Annotated in this window: 16 protein-coding genes; 4 read left to right on the forward strand and 12 right to left on the reverse strand. The window is 70.1% G+C overall.

Features of this window, described 5'->3' with window-relative positions; all coding sequences use genetic code 11:
* Positions 1-119 precede the first annotated feature (119 nt).
* The 4 genes from ACSFBC_RS03855 to ACSFBC_RS03870 form a co-directional block, all read right to left on the reverse strand.
* Entirely contained in the window at positions 120-512 is a 393-nt protein-coding gene (locus tag ACSFBC_RS03855; protein WP_435508974.1) for a response regulator, read from the reverse strand.
* 220 nt (positions 513-732) lie between these two features.
* The gene (locus tag ACSFBC_RS03860; protein ID WP_435508975.1) at positions 733-2,862 is read right to left on the reverse strand and encodes an EAL domain-containing response regulator; all 2,130 of its coding nucleotides are present in this window, start codon (positions 2,860-2,862) and stop codon (positions 733-735) included.
* Positions 2,863-3,078: 216 nt separating this feature from the next.
* On the reverse strand, positions 3,079-3,351 hold the full coding sequence (locus tag ACSFBC_RS03865) for a hypothetical protein (protein ID WP_435508976.1): 273 nt from the start codon (positions 3,349-3,351) through the stop codon (positions 3,079-3,081).
* Entirely contained in the window at positions 3,348-4,175 is an 828-nt protein-coding gene (locus tag ACSFBC_RS03870; protein ID WP_435508977.1) for an NAD-dependent protein deacetylase, read from the reverse strand. Before ACSFBC_RS03870 ends, ACSFBC_RS03865 begins: the two co-directional genes overlap by 4 nt.
* Before the next feature lie 82 nt (positions 4,176-4,257).
* On the opposite strand from ACSFBC_RS03870, the gene ACSFBC_RS03875 reads away from it, so the two are divergent.
* A complete protein-coding gene (locus ACSFBC_RS03875; RefSeq protein WP_435508978.1) occupies positions 4,258-5,136 on the forward strand; it encodes an ABC transporter substrate-binding protein in 879 nt (292 codons plus the stop codon).
* Here the strand turns inward: ACSFBC_RS03875 and ACSFBC_RS03880 are convergent.
* Together ACSFBC_RS03880 and ACSFBC_RS03885 are read right to left on the reverse strand one after the other, a co-directional pair.
* The gene (locus tag ACSFBC_RS03880; RefSeq protein ID WP_435508979.1) at positions 5,133-5,588 is read right to left on the reverse strand and encodes a hypothetical protein; all 456 of its coding nucleotides are present in this window, start codon (positions 5,586-5,588) and stop codon (positions 5,133-5,135) included. The genes ACSFBC_RS03875 and ACSFBC_RS03880 overlap by 4 nt on opposite strands.
* A gap of 4 nt (positions 5,589-5,592) precedes the next feature.
* A complete protein-coding gene (locus ACSFBC_RS03885) occupies positions 5,593-6,198 on the reverse strand; it encodes a hypothetical protein (protein ID WP_435508980.1) in 606 nt (201 codons plus the stop codon).
* A 171-nt stretch (positions 6,199-6,369) separates the two neighbouring features.
* On the opposite strand from ACSFBC_RS03885, the gene ACSFBC_RS03890 reads away from it, so the two are divergent.
* From ACSFBC_RS03890 to ACSFBC_RS03900, 3 genes are all read left to right on the forward strand, one after another.
* Positions 6,370-7,404 (forward strand): LacI family DNA-binding transcriptional regulator, encoded by a 1,035-nt coding sequence (locus ACSFBC_RS03890; protein WP_435508981.1) that lies wholly within the window; start codon positions 6,370-6,372, stop codon positions 7,402-7,404.
* Positions 7,405-7,523: 119 nt separating this feature from the next.
* A complete protein-coding gene (locus ACSFBC_RS03895; RefSeq protein ID WP_435508982.1) occupies positions 7,524-8,510 on the forward strand; it encodes a Bug family tripartite tricarboxylate transporter substrate binding protein in 987 nt (328 codons plus the stop codon).
* Positions 8,511-8,540: 30 nt separating this feature from the next.
* Positions 8,541-9,593 carry an alpha/beta fold hydrolase gene (locus tag ACSFBC_RS03900; protein ID WP_435508983.1) on the forward strand — a complete coding sequence of 351 codons (1,053 nt, stop codon included), beginning with the start codon at positions 8,541-8,543 and terminating at the stop codon, positions 9,591-9,593.
* 76 nt (positions 9,594-9,669) lie between these two features.
* Here the strand turns inward: ACSFBC_RS03900 and ACSFBC_RS03905 are convergent, their stop codons facing one another.
* The 6 genes from ACSFBC_RS03905 to ACSFBC_RS03930 all read right to left on the reverse strand — a co-directional run bounded on the left by ACSFBC_RS03905 (position 9,670) and on the right by ACSFBC_RS03930 (position 14,488).
* Positions 9,670-10,593 (reverse strand): NAD(P)/FAD-dependent oxidoreductase, encoded by a 924-nt coding sequence (locus ACSFBC_RS03905; RefSeq protein ID WP_435508984.1) that lies wholly within the window; start codon positions 10,591-10,593, stop codon positions 9,670-9,672.
* Complete coding sequence (locus ACSFBC_RS03910; RefSeq protein WP_435508985.1) at positions 10,583-11,044, reverse strand: Rrf2 family transcriptional regulator; 462 nt, start codon at positions 11,042-11,044, stop codon at positions 10,583-10,585. The genes ACSFBC_RS03905 and ACSFBC_RS03910 overlap by 11 nt, the downstream gene beginning before the upstream one ends.
* Before the next feature lie 182 nt (positions 11,045-11,226).
* Positions 11,227-11,463: a tautomerase family protein gene (locus ACSFBC_RS03915; protein ID WP_435508986.1), complete on the reverse strand. Its 237-nt coding sequence runs from the start codon at positions 11,461-11,463 to the stop codon at positions 11,227-11,229.
* A 9-nt stretch (positions 11,464-11,472) separates the two neighbouring features.
* Complete coding sequence (locus tag ACSFBC_RS03920) at positions 11,473-12,183, reverse strand: SDR family NAD(P)-dependent oxidoreductase (RefSeq protein ID WP_435508987.1); 711 nt, start codon at positions 12,181-12,183, stop codon at positions 11,473-11,475.
* Positions 12,184-12,352: 169 nt separating this feature from the next.
* On the reverse strand, positions 12,353-13,288 hold the full coding sequence (locus tag ACSFBC_RS03925) for a LysR family transcriptional regulator (protein WP_435508988.1): 936 nt from the start codon (positions 13,286-13,288) through the stop codon (positions 12,353-12,355).
* Between the two features lie 33 nt (positions 13,289-13,321).
* The gene (locus ACSFBC_RS03930; protein ID WP_435508989.1) at positions 13,322-14,488 is read right to left on the reverse strand and encodes a YbfB/YjiJ family MFS transporter; all 1,167 of its coding nucleotides are present in this window, start codon (positions 14,486-14,488) and stop codon (positions 13,322-13,324) included.
* Positions 14,489-14,491: the final 3 nt, after the last annotated feature.

Below are 14,491 nucleotides of genomic sequence, written 5' to 3' on the forward strand. Positions count from 1 at the left end.
GTCGGGCATCGATCGGGCGAGGCATCGGGTCGGCCGAACCCGGGGAATCGCGGAATCCCCCGTCAGCGCTTCAGTTCAAGGCATTCGTCGATCGTGCGGACACGATCTGAACCGCCCGGTCACATCTCGTTCGGAACGGCCGCGCGCTTCCTGGCCAGCAGGGCATCGATCGTCGCGTAGAGATCGGGGTAGCGCATGGGCTTGACGATGCAGGCATCGCAGCCGGCCGCCTCGGTCCTCTGCTGCTCGTTGTCCATGGTCGTCGGCGTCAATGCGATGACGGGAATGCCGGCGCTGGCCGGCGTCGCCTTGAGCAGCGCTGTCGCCGCCTGCCCATCCACGCCCGCCAATTTCACGTCCATCAGGATCAGGTCGGGCTGCTCGGAGCAGGCCAGCGTCAGCCCACGCTCGGCGTCGGACGCTCGCAACGTCGCATGACCGGCGTTGTGCAAAAGCAACGACGCCAACTTCATGGTCGCCGGGTTGTCTTCGATGATCAGGACGAGAGCCAAGAGGATATTCCGTGGAGGTCGGCGGGCGGTGATGCGCATCGCACCGACACGACGCATCGGCGCGGTCGAAGTCCGCCACCTTCTCCACCAACGCCGCCGCCCCGGAATTGAGGCGAACAGGGGATTGCATGGAAAGGTGCACGCGAACCCGGGAGCTCGCGTCCGATACCCCAACGTTAACACGCGGACACGTTTCGGTCCGTGAAAACGAGCCCATCCCTCAGGCCGTCGCCAGCCGCGCGATGCCCCCGCCGCCGTGCAGCAGGGCTTCCAGCGCCGCCAATGGCAGCGGGCGGCTGAAGTAGTAGCCCTGCACCTGATCGCACCCGTGCCGCAGGAGGAAGTCCAGTTGCGCCGCGGTTTCCACGCCCTCGGCGATCACCTCGAGCTTCAGGCTGTGGGCCAGGCCGATGATGGCCAGCGTGATCGCGGCATCGTCGGGCCGGGTCGTGATGTCCCGGATGAAGTCGATGTCGATCTTGAGCTTGTCGACCGGAAAGCGTCGCAGGTAGGCCAGGCTGGAGTAGCCGGTGCCGAAGTCGTCGATCGAGATCTGCAGGCCGCGGCGGCGCAGCCTCTGCAGCACCGACACGGTGTGCGCGGTGTTGGCCATCAGCGAACTCTCGGTCAGCTCCAGTTCGAGCAGAGGGGCTGGCACGTCGTTTTCGGCCAGGATGCGCGCGATCGTCGCTTCGAGGTCGCCCCCGATGAACTGCCGCTGTGCGACGTTCACCGCCACCGGCAGGTCGCCGATGGGCGAGGCACGCCACAGGCGGATCTGCCGGCACACGGCTTCGATCACCCAGTCGCCGACGCGCACGATCAGCCCGCAGTCCTCGAGCACCGGGATGAATTCCGAGGGCGAAATCACGCCGTGCCCCGGGCGGTTCCAGCGCAACAGCGCCTCGACCCCGACGACGCGGCCGCTCGCAAGCGCCACCTTGGGCTGGTAGTGCAGCTCGAACTCTTCGTTGTCCAGCGCTCGGCGCAGCGCCATCTCGAGCTCCAGCCGGGTCATGGCATCGGCGTTCATCTGCGACGTGAAGAAGCGGCAGGCATCGCGGCCGCCCTGCTTGGCCTGGTACATCGCGATGTCCGCGTACTGCATCAGTTGCTCGGCGTTGCTCGCGTCGTCCGGAAAGATGCTGATGCCGATGCTGGCCGTCGACACCACGCTGCGCCCGCCCAGCTCGAAGGGTGCGCGGATCGCCTCGCGCAGCGCCTGGGCCACCGCCATCGCGCCGGCCTGCGGGTCATCACGCACCAGCATCACCGCAAACTCGTCACCGCCCAGCCGCCCGACCGCATCGCGCAGTTGCAGACAGCCCCAGAGCCGGTCGCTGAACTGCACCAGCAGTTGGTCGCCGACCGGGTGGCCCAACGTGTCGTTCACCTGCTTGAACTGGTCCAGGTCGATGAACAGCACGGCCACCTGGCCGCGCCCGTCGGACGCCTGCGCGATGGCCTTGCCCAGCACCTCGTAGAACAGCGCCCGGTTGGGCAGCCCGGTGAGCGAGTCGTAGTACGCCATCTGGTGCAGACGGCGCTCGGCCTTCTTGCGCTCGGTGATGTCGCGTGCCACCGCCACGACCACCCAGTTGTCGCCGAAGCGGTGCGCGGTCCGGGTGACTTCCACCGGCACCATCACGCCGTCCTTGCGGCACAGCAGGATGTCGGCCAGACGGTGTGCTTCATGGCCGGCAACGATGTCCTCCACGATGGCACGCACCGCGTCGGGCTCGCCGATGCCGAGATCGATCGGGCCGCGCAAAAACAACTCTTCGCGCGTGTAGCCCGTGAGGCTGCAGGCGGTCGCATTGACTTCCACGAAGCGCAGGGTCGCGCGATCGATCAGGAAGATGCCGTCGGCGGTGGCATCCATCGCCGTACGAAAGCGCTGCAGATCGGCGGTGCGCGTGCGCACCTCCTGCTCGAGGATGACGCCATGGTTGCGCTGGAAGTCGCTCAGGGCCTTGAGCCGGAGCAGGTTGCGCACCCGCAGCCACAGTTCGGAGCGGTCCACCGGCATGGTGAGCACGTCTTCGGCGCCGGCCTCGAGGCTGCCCAGGCGCGCCTGCCGATCGACCAACGCCGTCACCATGATGATCGGGATGCTGGAGGTGGCGAGGCTGGACTTCAGCAGGCGGGCCACCGCGTGGCCGTCCATGTCCGGCATCGTCACGTCGAGCAGGATCAGATCGGGCGGTTCGAGCGCGATGCGCGCCAGCGCCTCGCGGCCACTGGCCACGCTCCAGGTCGTGTAGCCCTCGGGCGCCAGCAGTGCTTCCAGCAGCCGGCGGTTGGTCGGTTGGTCGTCGACGATGAGGATCTTCGCCGCGCTTTTCTTCATGGCGACGGAACCCGCCTGCCCAGCAGCGTGTGCACGCAGGCGGTGCAGGCGGAGGCGCAAGGATGGGTCATGGGGATCGTCCTCCAGCGAGGAACTGAGGCAGACGCGGGGAAAGAGAAGATGCGCACGCACGCACGTCGGCGCACACGGGTGGTGACTGAATTCACATTAACACGCTGACACAACAAAGACGTCAGCCGGCACCGCGCGGCAGCGTCAGGACTCGGGCGCCTGCGCGGCCGCCACGCGCTGCCGGATCCACTCGGCGAACTGCCGTTCGGCCTGCAGCCGAAACTCGTTGCGTGCGCGATTGCAATCCGCGTGCGAGAGCCGCCGGTGCGACTGCTTGCGCACGCTGCCCAGCGTGGCGTCGTTGAGATGCTCGATGGTGGCCGACTCGGGTCGGCCGGCCGGCGGCTCGAAGTCCATCGCGAGACCGCACCAGTGGCACTGGGGGCCGAAGGTCGCGCGCAGCGCCTTGACGCTCATGCGCTCAGCGCCTCCGCCAGCGCTTCGAGCGACTCGCCCACCGGCCGCTCGACCTTGAGCGTCAGCAGATCGTCGGCGCGCGTGCGCCCGAGGTTGACCGCCGCCACCGGCTTGCCCGCGGCCACCGCGGCCTGCACGAAGCGAAAGCCCGAATACACCATCAGCGACGAACCGGCCACCAGCACCGCATCGGCGTCGGCCAATGCGGCGAAAGCCGTGGCCACGCGATCGCGCGACACGCTCTCACCGAAGAAGACCACGTCGGGCTTGAGCATGCCGCCGCAGCGCGTGCAGGCGGGCACGTCGAAAGTCGAGAAATCCAGCCCGTCGAGGTCGGCATCGCCGTCGGGCGCGGCGCGCGCTTCGAGCGCGGCCCAGGGCGGATTGCGTTCGCGCAAGGCCTGTTGCAGTTCGGCCCGCGTGCTGCGCGTATCGCAAGCCATGCAGCACACGGTGTCGATGCGGCCATGCAGGTCGATGGTGCGGCGGCTGCCCGCGGCTTCGTGCAGGCCGTCGACGTTCTGTGTGAGCAGCAGGCCGACGCGGTCGGCCGCCTCGAGTTTCGCCAGCGCCCGGTGCGCCGCGCCCGGCCGCACGCGGGCCATGGTCGGCCAGCCGACCAGGCTGCGCGCCCAGTAACGGCGGCGGGTGGCATCTTCGCCGGTGAAGGCCTGGAAGGTGACCGGCGACGGCCGCTTCCAGTCGCCGTTGACATCGCGGTAATCGGGGATGCCGGAGTCGGTGCTGCAGCCCGCACCCGTGAGCACGAACAGCCGGCGGTGGCGGGTGGTGAAATCGGCGAGCGCGGAGGTGGCGGCATCCATGCGCCGAGCATAAGGTGCGGCCATGCGGCGCGCTGGCGCGGGGTTGCTCGCGCAAATCTGGAATCTGACACAGTACGGGCCCATGCGCCGTTTCGCCGTCACTTCCCTCCTCCTCTTCTTCGCGTTGGCCGGCCTGGCGCAGGCCGCCGCGCTGACCGTGGTCGACGACCGCGGCCACGTGCTCGAACTGCCACGCCCGCCGCAGCGCATCGTCTCGCTCGTGCCCTCCCTCACCGAAACCGTCTGCGCGCTGGGCGCCTGCGACCGGCTGGTGGGCGTCGACCGGCACGCGAACTGGCCGGCGTCGGTCAGGCAGTTGCCGCGGGTCGGCGGCATGGACGACGCCAACCTCGAACGCATCGTCGCGCTGCGGCCCGACGTGGTGCTGCTGCGCCCGCGCAGCCGCGTGCTCAACCAGCTCGAAGCGCTGGGCGTGAAGGTGGTGGCCTTCGACGCGCGTTCGCACGCCGACATGCGCCGCGTGATGGAAAGCGTGGCCAAGCTCACCGGCCACCCTGGGGCGGGCGAGGCGGCCTGGCGCCGCATCGAAACCCGGCTCGATGCGGCACGCGCCCGCGTGCCCGCGGGCTGGCAGGGCCGGCGCGTCTACTTCGAGGTGCATGGGGTTTCTGCCGCCGGCGAGGCCTCGTTCATCGGCGAGACGCTCACCCGGCTCGGGCTGGCGAACATCGTGCCGGCCGCGATGGGGCCGTTCCCGCGCCTCAGCCCCGAGTTCGTGGTGCGGGCCGACCCCGACCTGCTGCTGGCACCGGCCAGCGCCGACCTGAACGCGATGGCCGCGCGGCCCGGTTGGGCGGGCATGAGCGCCATCAGGCGCGGCCGCAGCTGCAGCTTTCCGCCCGCGCGCTTCGACGTCATGATGCGCGCCGGCCCGCGGCTCGACGAGGCGGCGGACGCGGTGGTGGCGTGCTTGCAGACCCTCGGGAGCAGCCAGCCTTAGCCTTGGCGGAACTGCTTGCGCAGCATCGCCTTGTGCCGCCCGATGTGCACGAGTTGCGCTTCGGCCACCGTGCCGCCCAGGTCTTCGCCGTCGCCGTTGAGCACCGCATTGGCATGGGTCATGGCGCGGGTCACCACCTCTTCCTCGCTCACGCCCTGCTGCGCGGCCAGGTCGAGTGCCACGCGCTTCATCGCGCGCTGCGACAGCATCCACATGGCGCCGAAAGCGTCCCAGGCGGCGGCGGCCTCCTTGAAGTGATCGCGGTCGGCCAGGATCTCGTTGAGCGGCTTGGCCAGCAGTTCGTTGACGGCGTCGAGCTGCTCGCGCATCGCCTCGTGGCGTGCCGTGGCCTCGCGCAGCGCCTCGGCCGCGGCAGCGCCGTCGGCCACAGGGGCGGCGAAGCTGCCGTCGGCATTGGCGGTCGGGACCTGGAGCTTGTCGGAAAGGGCCATGGCATCAGACTCCGGTGAGCGCGCGATATGCCTCGCGCGTGGCCGGCGAGACCGAGGCCAGCGCCATCGCGTGCGAGGTCTGGTGGCGCACCTGCAGCCGGGCCGAGGCCACCGCACGCGAGCGGCAGAACCAGTGGCAGGTGTGCTGCATCAGGAACAGCTCTGCCGACAGCATGAAGGCCTTGTCCCGGGGCGACTGCTGCGCCGTGTTGGCCGCCACGGCCGCGATGCCGCGCGCGTGCACCGAGAACACCTGCCGCACGTCGAAGGTCGCGCCGGGCAGCAGCCGGTCGGCGAAGGGCAAGGCGATCGGCAACTTGCTCACGCGGGTCTGCGCGGCATCGACTTTGGCGAAACCCGCGGCGAACTTGTCGAACTGCGAGCTCAGCGACAGCTCGCTCTGCGCCAGCAAGGCCCAGATCTGCTCGCGCCGTGCCTCGTCCGTCTCGCCGAGACAGCGCAGGTAGCCATCGGTGAGCGTCTCCATGAGCTTCTCGATCTGGTACTGGCCGAGGTGGCTGCCGAGCAGGCGGATGCGGCGGGCTTGGTCCCGCGTCTTGAGCACGTAGGTGCCGATGGCGATCAGGACCACCAGGGTGAAGAATTCCATGGAATGCGGTGAGAGACGTTCAGACGTTCGTTGTGGCGAGCTTCGAGTGTAGGGCGTCGGGTGCGGCCGGCGCTCTCGCGAGAGGGCCCGGGCAACGACGCGTCTTCGTCCGGCACGGCCGTCTGCGCGAACGCGCGAACCTTCGGCGGCAACCCCTTTCTAGAATCGCCCATGGACTCTCCCGAGCAAGCCCCCGTGAGCCGACGCCGCGGCACCGGCCATGTGACCATCCGCGACGTCGCGCGGCTCGCGGGCGTCGCGCCCATCACCGTTTCCCGCGCCCTGAGCACGCCTGCGCAGGTGTCGCCGGCCGTGCGCGAACGCGTGCGCGAGGCCGTGGCTGCCAGCGGCTATGTCCCCAACCTGATCGCCGGCGCGCTGTCGTCCGGGCAGAGCCGGCTGGTGGCCGCGCTGGTGCCGACGATCTCGACCCTGACGCTGCACCCGATGCTCGAGGCCCTGGGCGACGTGCTCGAAGCCGGCGGCTGCCAGATGCTGCTGGGCCAGACGGGCTACGACAACGCGCGCCGCGACGGCATCCTCGAGACCGTGCTGGGCCGCCGGCCCGCCGGCATCGTGCTCACCGGTACGCTCGATTCGCCGCAGTGGCGGCAGCGCCTTCGGGCCAGCCGCGTGCCGGTGGTCGAGACCTGGGACCTGATCGACGACCCGATCGACATGCTCGTGGGCTTCTCGCATGCCGAGATGGCACGCGCCGTGGTGCGTTTCCTGCACGCGGGCGGCCGGCGCAGGCTGGCCTTTCTCGGTGCCGACGATGCGCGCTCGCAGGCGCGCGCCGAGGCCTTCACGGCGGCCGCGGGCGCGCTGGGCATGCCCGCGCCGGTTCGCCATGCGGTGCCCGCACCGGCCACCCTGCGCAGCGGCCGCGACGGCCTGGCGCGGCTGCTGGCCGATGGCGGCGAAGCGGTCGACGGAATCTTCTGCAACTCCGACCTCATGGCCATGGGCGTGCTCATCGAGGCCCAGGCCCGCGGCGTGGAGATTCCGGCGCGCATGGCGGTGGTCGGCTGCGGCGACCTGCCCTTCTCGGCCGACGTGCAGCCGGCGCTGACCACCGTGCACCTCGACGGCCAGGCCATCGGCGCCCGCGCGGGCCGGTTGCTGCTGGACCGCATCGACGGGCGCGATGCGCCGCCCGGCGTCTGGGACCTGGGTTTCTCGATCATCGAACGCGCCACGGCATAGCGGCCCCTGCGGTCGTGGCAGCCCGCCGAGGGCATGCAATCTCATGGAAAACGAGCAGACTCCATTGAAATGGTACCGGTACCATTGACCGCAGACACACAACGATCCGGAGACACCCCATGACGATTTCCCCAAGCCGGCGCGCGCTGCTGCTCGCCACAGGCGCCAGCCTGCTGCCCGGGCTCGCCAACGCACAACCTGCTGCGGCCTGGCCCAACCGCCCGGTGCGGCTGATCGTGCCGACCGCGCCCGGCGGTGCCAGCGACCGGCTGGCCCGCCTGCTGGCCCACGGCATGGGGCCGTTCCTCGGCCAGACCTTCGTGGTCGACAACCGCGGCGGCGCGGGCGGCACCCTCGGCACGGCCGTGGCCGCCAAGTCGCCGGCGGACGGCTACACGCTGCTCTTCACCGGTGCCTTCAACACCATCAACCCCGGCCTCTATGCCAAGTTGCCCTACGACTACCTCAACGACTTCGTGCACGTCGCGCCCATGACGCAGGGGCCCAACGTGCTGGTGGTGCGGCCCGACTTCGGCACCGCGACGCTCGCCGAATTCGTCGCGCGCGCCAAGGCTCAGCCGGGCGCCATCGACTTCGCCAGCGGCGGCAACGGCACCTCGGGCCATCTGGCGATGGAGATGTTCCAGCGCGCCGCGGGCATCCGCCTCAACCACGTGGCCTACAAGGGCGCGGCGCCGGCGTTGCAGGACGTGCTCGCCGGCACCGTGCGCGTGATCGCGCTCAACCAGGACACTGCCCTGCCCTACCTCAAGGCCGGCAAGCTCAAGGCGCTCGCCATCAGCAGCGTCCAGCGCAACCCCGCCCTGCCCGAGGTACCGAGCTTCAAGGAAGCCGGCTTTCCCGACATGGTCGTGACCTCCTGGGCCGGCATCGACGCGCCCAAAGGCACGCCCGCCGCCATCGTCGAGCGCATCGCTGCCGCCGTGGCCCACGCCACCCGGTTGCCGGAGGTGCGCCAGCCGCTCGAGGCCGACGGCTGGATCCCCTTCGACGGCACGCCGGCCGAGTTCGATGCCTTCGTGCGCAAGGACGCGGCGCGCTGGGTGCAGGTCATCCAGAGCGCCGGCATCCGCATCGATCAATAGCCCCCCGCGGTGCCATCCCCTCGAAGAAGCATGCCCTCTCCGATCCCGACGACCTCCGCGCCGACCGAGTTCGAACACGCCCTCGGCGCCTTCCGTCTGTCGTCCGGCGTCATCCTGCCCGCGGTCGACGTCGCCTATGCCGCCTACGGGCAACTCGCGCCCGACGGGCGCAACGCGATCCTCGTGACGCACGGCTACACCGCCAGCCATCGGATGCTCGCCCACGGCGACGGCGTGGCCGAAGGATCGTGGGCGCCGTTGATCGGCCCCGGCCGCGTGCTCGACACGCAGCGCTACTACATCGTCTGCGCGAACATGCTCGGCTCCTGCTACGGCAGCACCGGGCCCGCGAGCATCGACCCGCGCTCGGGCCGGGCCTACGGCCCCGACTTCCCCGACATCACGCTGCAGGACATCGTGGCGGTGCAGCACCGGCTGCTCGACCGGCTCGGCGTGCGCCATCTGCGCGCCGTCGTCGGTCCCTCGTATGGCGGATTCCAGGCGCTGCAATGGGCCCTCGACCACCCCGGGCAGGTCGATGCGATCGCAGCCGTGGTGTCGGCCCCCTTCCTGCCGCCAAGCCCGCACATGGACCTGCCCACGCTGCTGCAGGCCTTTGCCCGCGACCCGGGCTGGAACGACGGTCGCCCTGAACCCGACGGCGTGCGCGGCACGCTCTGCCGGCTGCGCGTGGCCACGCTCGAGGCCTACGGCATGGACGAGGTACTGCGCGCGCAGGGCCTCGATGCCGCAGCACGGCGGCGGAAGATCGACGGCATGGCGCGGTCCTGGGCCGGCGAATTCGATGCGCATGCACTCATCGTCCTGCTCAAGGCCGCACTCGCCTTCGATGTGCGCGCGCAACTGCACCGCATACGCAGCGACGTGCTGCACGTCGTGGCCCGCACCGATGCGTTGTTCGCTCCCTCCGCGGTGCGCGGCACGCTGGCCGGCACGCGCGGCCGGCGCGCGCTGCGCTATGTGGAGATGGACACGCCTTTCGGCCACCAGGCCTCGGGGCCGGCGCACGCGCTGTGGAGCGACGCGCTGCGCGAGCTTCTGGGAGACGGCGCCATGGGTTAGGCAAAGACCGCGTCCAGGTCGACGTCCGCGCCCTCGGTCATCTTCAAGCCACCGTCCTTGCCCACCAGCACGAGGGTCAGAGCCCGTGGATCAGCGCCTGATGCAGCGACACGCCTGCGATCAGCCCATCGGCCGAAGCCAGGGTGGCGTTCTGCGGGATCTGTCCCGCATCGCCCGCCGCGTAGACGCCGGGCACGGTCGTCAGCTTCGAGGCTTCGGTGCGGATCACCGGACCCTGCGGGCCTTCGTCGAAGGCGCAGCCCAACTGCTCGGCCAGCGGGCTCGCCATGCGCGTGCGGGAGGCGACGAACAGCGCATCGATCGGCACCACGCGCCCGTCGGCCAGCCGCACGCCCGTCAATCGTGGCGATACGCCCTCCAGGCCGACAACCCGCGCCGGCTCGAGCGTGATGCTCCGCGCCAGCAGCTTGACGCGTGTGGCCTCGTCGAGTGCATCGTCGTGGCCGTCGAGGAAAAAGGTGGTCGGCCCCCAGTCGGGGATCAGCACCGCCTGGTGCACCGACAGTGGAGAGGCGTACAGCACGCCCAGCGGGCCGCCGCCGACTTCGTAGCCGTGGCAGTAGGGACAGTGCAGCACGCTTCGGCCCCAACGTTCGCGCAGGCCGTCGAGTGCCGGCAGGGTGTCGGCCACACCGAAGGCCAACAGCAGCTTCTTCGCCGACAGCTGCGCGCCGGAATCGAGCGTGACCGTGAAGCCCCCCGCCCCGTCGGCAGCGTCGGCCTCATCGGCCTGGGCGCCGGTGGCGCGGCCCTGCACGAAGTGGACATTGGGATACGCCAGCAGCTTGGCGCGGGCCTGCGCCATCAGTTCGATCGGCGGCACGCCGTCGAGCCCGAAGAAGCCGTGCGCGGCCGCGGCGAAGCGGTTGCGCGGCTCGCCTGCGTCGACCACGCAGACCGACCGGCGCGCGCGTGCCAATTGCATCGCCGCCGAAAGACCGGCAAAACTGCCACCAATCACCAGAGCGTCATGACGCATGAGAAATGTCCTTTTCAGAAAAACGGCCGGCCACCATCCGGCGATGGAAATCCTTCGACAGCGTGGCCAGCGTGACCTGGCCCAGGCGTTCCAGCAGCACGGCTTCGGCCGCCTGGCAGGCGTCGTCCAGCGCGGCATTCACCGCCTGCTCGACCACGCAGCCCGGGCTCTCGGTGCGATTGCCCAGGGCCAGCAGCGACGGCGCGCCCAAAGCCGCATGGATGTCGGCCAGAGTCACCTCCGACAGCGGGCACGAAATGACCCAACCGCCGCCGTGCCCCTTGGCCGAGCTCACGAAGCCGGCCTGACGCAGCCCGGCCATCACGCGGCGCACCACCACGGGATGGGTGTTCATCGCCACGGCCAGCGACTCGGAGGTCGTGGGCGACTCGCTCTCGGCCATGTGCAGCAGCACGTGCAGCACGCCGGATAATTTGCTGTCTCGTTTCATGCAACATTATTTGTTTCATGAGTTGAAGGATGCAGCGCAGCGTCGTCTTGTCCCTGCGGCGGATGGGGAGACTGTCGCGGCGCGCCGTGCCGGCGGAGGTGGTGCAGGACCTCGAGACGCTGGGCCGGCTGGTGGTGCTGCGCACTGCGAGCCGGGGCTGCCGCACATGCCGTAGCGCTGCATCAGCGGGGTGGCGACGCTTGCCGCCGGCGGTACTCGGCGACAGGCAGTCCGCCCACGCCCCAGTTGTCGAGTTCGACTTCCTCGACGACCACGAAGCTTGCATCGAGCGGCTTGTGCAGCACGTCCAGCAGCAGTTGGCTCACGCCCGCGATGAGCCTGGCCTTCTCTTCGGCCGTGACGCGATCGCGATCGGGCGTGCTGCCCTCGCGCGTGACCTGGATGGTGACGAATGGCATGGCGCGACCTCAGTGACCGGCGCTCTGGCCGCCGTCCACATGCAGGATCTCGCCGGTGACGAAGCCGGCCGACTCGAGGAACAGCACGCCGTCCACGATGTCCTGGATCTCGCCCATGCGCTTGACCGGATGCAGGCCCGCAAGGAAGTCATGCGTGGCCGGTGCATGCATCGGCGTCTTGATGATGCCGGGCGAGACCGCATTGACGCGGATGCCGCGCGCCGCGTACTCGATCGCGAGCGCCTTGGTGGCCGAATTGATGCCGCCCTTGGTCAGGTTCGCGAGCACGGTCGGCACGCCCGCGACCGCGTGGTCGACCAGGCTGGTCGTGATGCTCACGATATGGCCCGAGCCCTGCTTGAGCATCTCCACAGCGGCGCGCTGCGTGAGGTGGAAGAAGCCGGCCACGTTGGTCGCGATGTTCGCTTCGAAGTCCTCGGCCGTGAACTCGACGAAGGGCTTGGCGGTGAAGATGCCGGCGTTGTTGACCAGCGTGTCGATGCGGCCGAAGCGCGCGATGGCTTCGGTCACGACGCGCTCGGCCGTCGCGGCCTCGCCGATGTCGCCGGCCACGGCGACCACGTCGGTGTCCGCGCCCTGCTGGATCGAGCGCGAGGTGGCGACCACGCGGTAGTTGCGATCGCGGTAGGCCTTCACCAGTGCCGCGCCGATGCCTTGGGATGCGCCAGTGATGATGGCGACTTTCTGTTCGATGCCCATGATGTCCTCGGAGATGTCTTCCGGCTGGCGGTATTGCCGCCGGCGGCCCGTCTGGACCGTCCGGAAATTCTGGGCTTCGGGGCTCGCTGCGAGAAGCGCCGTCGTACGGCGAGGACCTTTGCAGAAAGGGGAAGAATCGGCGAGACGCCACCCGTGCGGCCCGTGCGTCCTACGTGCCGAAAGCGCCGGCCTCGGCCGACAGCCGTGCGAATTCGATCCGCAGGCGCGGCGCCGCGAAGTCGACGAATGCGCGCACCTTCGGCACCGAAAGCCGCCCTTGCGGCACGACCAGGTGCACCGGCATGGCCGCGGCCTCGGCGTCACGCAGCAGGATCGTCAGGGACCCGTCCCGCACCCGCTCGGCCACGTGGTAGGTGTAGAGCCGCGTCACGCCATGCCCCTCGACCGCGGACGCCAGCGCGGCCCGCACGCTGTTGACCACCAGGCGCGGCTTGAAGTGCACGGTGCGCGGCACGGCACCGCCCGCTAGCGGCGGGAAGCTCCAGCTGTCGTGGCCGAAGTGGGTGGTCGTCACGATCCGGTGCTTGAGCAGATCGGCGGGCTCGGCGATGCGCGGATGCGCGGCCAGATAACGCGGCGCCGCGACCACCACGCGCTTGACGTCGCCGCCGACGCGCAGTGCCACCAGCGAGGAGTCGGGCAACTCGCCCACGCGCAGCGCGATGTCGATGCCCTCCTCCACGAGGTTGACCGGCCGGTCGAGCAGCACCAGGTTCACCGACACGCCGGGGAATGCATCGAGGTAGGCGTCGACGATCGGCTGCAGGATCTGCTCGCCGCTGATGGGCGGCGCGCTCAGCGTCAGCGTCCCGCGCGGCGCCGAACGCTCGCCGGCCGCACTCAGGTCGGCCTCCTCGAGATCGCTCAGGATCCGGCGGCAGGCAAAGGCATAGCGCTCGCCTGCCTCACTGAGCTTGAGCATGCGTGTCGTGCGGTGCAGCAGCTCGGTGCCGACGTGGTGCTCGAGGAAGGCGATGGCACGGCTGACCGCCGCGGGCGAACGGCCCAGCCGCCGGCCCGCGCCCGACAGGCTGCCCGCGTCCAGCGCGGCGACGAACACCTTCATCGCGTCGATACGGTCCATGCGCGGCCTCCTTGTTCGGCGCTTCCGGCGCCTTCAAAGCCCCGCGCTCAGCACGGCCGCCACCACCAGCGCCCCGCCCGCCGCCAGCAGCGAGCCGGTGAAGGACTGGGTCGACGCGAGGATCGCGTTGGCCACCAGCGGGCCGATGATCTGGCCCACGCCGTAGACCGCGGTCATGACGGCCAGCATGTTGAAGCGCACCGCATGGGCCACGCGCCGCGCGGCCGGCATCGCGATGGTCACGGTGCCGACGAAGGTGCCGCCGACCAGGAAGGCGCTCAGCAGGTAGGCGGCTGCGCTGTCGCTGAACACCGGCAGCACGACGCCGATGCCCTGGACCCCGAGGTTCCAGGCCAGGCTGTGGCGTGTGCCCAGGCGCACCCGCAGCCAGTGCCAGAAGAAGCACGAGGGCACCGCGCCGAAACCGAACACGGCCCAGACGTGGATCGGGTCCACCGGGCCCAGAGCGCCCTGGACGAAGAGCGGCAGGTAGGTCGCGGTCACGATGTAGCCGAAGCCGGCCAGGCCATAGATGGCGATCAGCCGCACCGCCTGCGCAAGCGGCGTGCCGGCACCGGCGGCGCGCGCCTCGGGGCCGGCATCGGAGGCCTGCGCCGAGACGGGCGGCAACCCCAGTGCCGGCGATGCGGCCATCGCGAGCACCAGGCTCGCGAGCGCGAGCACGATCCACAGCGCCGGGCTGGCCAGGCCCGCGTGGTGACCGAGCGCGATCAGCTCCGCCGAGAGCACGATGCCCGCGCCGACGCCCGCGTAGAGAACAGGGGCGCTGTGCCCCTGCCCCATGTGTTGCAGCAGCCAGAGCGAGGCCGCGACCATCGACACCGCGCTGCAGATGCCCGCCAGCCCGCGCACCGCGATGATCATGGCCGCCGAGTGCAGCAGGCCGAGCAGCGCCATGCACACGATGCTGCCCGCGGTCGCCCGGATGCACAGGCTGCGCGCATGCACAGGCTTCGCGTTGCTGACGAGCAGCGCCCCCAGCAGATAGCCCGCATAGTTGGCCGAGGCCGCGAGCGTGCCGCCGTGCACCGTGAGGAAGCCGTCGTTCACCATCACCGGATACAGGCCGGTGAAGGCGAAGCGGCCGAAGCCCATGCCGATCGCGAGGATCAGCGAGGCGGCCAGCGCGGGGCCGAGCGTGGTGCGCGCCACCGGCCTGGAAGTCGACACGGTCTTCATGGC

The organism is Variovorax frigidus, from assembly GCF_051216515.1.
GTDB lineage: Bacteria > Pseudomonadota > Gammaproteobacteria > Burkholderiales > Burkholderiaceae_C > Variovorax.

Excerpts from the sequence above, each read along its gene's own strand:
- ACSFBC_RS03860 (WP_435508975.1), bottom strand. The coding sequence starts at position 2,862 with ATGAAGAAAAGCGCGGCGAAGATCCTCATCGTCGACGACCAACCGACC.
- ACSFBC_RS03865 (WP_435508976.1), bottom strand. The coding sequence starts at position 3,351 with ATGAGCGTCAAGGCGCTGCGCGCGACCTTCGGCCCCCAGTGCCACTGG.
- ACSFBC_RS03870 (WP_435508977.1), bottom strand. The coding sequence starts at position 4,175 with ATGGATGCCGCCACCTCCGCGCTCGCCGATTTCACCACCCGCCACCGC.
- ACSFBC_RS03875 (WP_435508978.1), top strand. The coding sequence starts at position 4,258 with ATGCGCCGTTTCGCCGTCACTTCCCTCCTCCTCTTCTTCGCGTTGGCC.
- ACSFBC_RS03880 (WP_435508979.1), bottom strand. The coding sequence starts at position 5,588 with ATGGCCCTTTCCGACAAGCTCCAGGTCCCGACCGCCAATGCCGACGGC.
- ACSFBC_RS03885 (WP_435508980.1), bottom strand. The coding sequence starts at position 6,198 with ATGGAATTCTTCACCCTGGTGGTCCTGATCGCCATCGGCACCTACGTG.
- ACSFBC_RS03890 (WP_435508981.1), top strand. The coding sequence starts at position 6,370 with ATGGACTCTCCCGAGCAAGCCCCCGTGAGCCGACGCCGCGGCACCGGC.
- ACSFBC_RS03895 (WP_435508982.1), top strand. The coding sequence starts at position 7,524 with ATGACGATTTCCCCAAGCCGGCGCGCGCTGCTGCTCGCCACAGGCGCC.
- ACSFBC_RS03900 (WP_435508983.1), top strand. The coding sequence starts at position 8,541 with ATGCCCTCTCCGATCCCGACGACCTCCGCGCCGACCGAGTTCGAACAC.
- ACSFBC_RS03905 (WP_435508984.1), bottom strand. The coding sequence starts at position 10,593 with ATGCGTCATGACGCTCTGGTGATTGGTGGCAGTTTTGCCGGTCTTTCG.
- ACSFBC_RS03910 (WP_435508985.1), bottom strand. The coding sequence starts at position 11,044 with ATGAAACGAGACAGCAAATTATCCGGCGTGCTGCACGTGCTGCTGCAC.
- ACSFBC_RS03915 (WP_435508986.1), bottom strand. The coding sequence starts at position 11,463 with ATGCCATTCGTCACCATCCAGGTCACGCGCGAGGGCAGCACGCCCGAT.
- ACSFBC_RS03920 (WP_435508987.1), bottom strand. The coding sequence starts at position 12,183 with ATGGGCATCGAACAGAAAGTCGCCATCATCACTGGCGCATCCCAAGGC.
- ACSFBC_RS03925 (WP_435508988.1), bottom strand. The coding sequence starts at position 13,288 with ATGGACCGTATCGACGCGATGAAGGTGTTCGTCGCCGCGCTGGACGCG.
- ACSFBC_RS03930 (WP_435508989.1), bottom strand. The coding sequence starts at position 14,488 with ATGAAGACCGTGTCGACTTCCAGGCCGGTGGCGCGCACCACGCTCGGC.